General features: G+C 61.4%; 1 protein-coding gene. It reads left to right on the forward strand.

The window, feature by feature from the left end:
• Positions 1 to 1,445 (forward strand): immunoglobulin-like domain-containing protein (locus MMG91_RS28750; protein WP_405046575.1); only part of this gene is annotated, 1,445 nt, incomplete at both ends.

Below are 1,445 nucleotides of genomic sequence, written 5' to 3' on the forward strand. Positions count from 1 at the left end.
GTGATCGTCACCCTGTCCAACGGCCAGACCATCACCATTCCAGTCGGCTCGAGCAGCGCCAGCGTGAACTTCACCGCGCCGAACGATGCGTTGGCCGGCGGTGGTTCACTGAGCGTGAAGATCGACGATGCCAAGGGCGGTAACTACGAAAAACTGGAAATTGACGGCAAGTCGGCGGACACCTCGGTTACCGACACCGCTGACACAACCAACCTGTCGCTGACCGCGACCGGCACCGTAGATGAAGGCGGCCAGATCACCTACACGGCAACCCTGACCAATGCAGCCGGTACACCGGTCACCGTGACCCTGTCGAACGGCGCCGTGATCACCATCGAAGCGGGTAAAACTACCGGCTCCGTGACCGTCGACGCACCAAAGGACGATGTCTACAAAGATGCCGGCACCGTCGAAGCAACCATCCAAGGTGCGACCGGCGGCAATTTCGAGAACCTGGTCGCCAGCGACACGCCTGCGGTGACCACCGTCAACGACACCATCGACACCAGCACCGTTTCGCTGACTGCCACATCGAGCGTCGTTGAAGGCGGCACCGTGGTTTACACCGCGTCCGTGTCTGCTCCAGTCACCAGTTCGCCAGTCGTTGTCACCCTGTCCAACGGCCAGACCATCACCATCCCGGTTGGCTCGAGCAGCGCCAGCGTCAACTTCACTGCGCCCAACGATGCACTGGCCGGCGGTGGTTCGCTGAGCGTGAAGATCGACGATGCCAAGGGCGGTAACTACGAGAAGCTGGAAATTGACGGCAAGTCGGCGGACACCTCGGTTACCGATACTCCGGAAACCACCACCCTCAGCCTCTCGGCGACTGATTCGGTCGCTGAAGGCGGTTCCATCGTTTACACCGCGACCTTGACCAACGCCGCCGGCACACCAGTGACTGTGACCTTGTCGAACGGTGCGGTGATCACCATCGCGGCCGGTGCAACTANCGTTTACACCGCGACCTTGACCAACGCCGCCGGCACACCAGTGACTGTGACCTTGTCGAACGGTGCGGTGATCACCATCGCGGCCGGTGCAACTACCGGCTCCGTGACTGTCGACGCACCGAAAGACGACGTCTACAAAGACGCCGGCCAGGTCGACGTCACGATCAAGGATGCCGCAGGCGGCAACTTTGAAAACCTGGCGACCAACCCGGCGGCTGCGGTTACCGACGTCACCGATACCATCGACACCTCAACGGTGAACCTGACCGCGACGTCTACCGTCGCCGAAGGCGGCACTGTGGTTTACACCGCGTCCGTGACGTCGCCAGTCACCGGCTCGCCAGTCGTTGTGACCCTGTCGAATGGCCAGACCATCACCATTCCGGTTGGTTCGAGCAGCGGTTCTGTCAACTTCACCGCGCCGAACGATGCACTGGCTGGCGGCGGTTCCCTGAGCGTCAAGATCGACGATGCCAAGGGTGGTAATTACGA

Source organism: Pseudomonas sp. JL3 (genome assembly GCF_031570575.1).
Lineage (GTDB): Bacteria > Pseudomonadota > Gammaproteobacteria > Pseudomonadales > Pseudomonadaceae > Aquipseudomonas > Aquipseudomonas cucumis.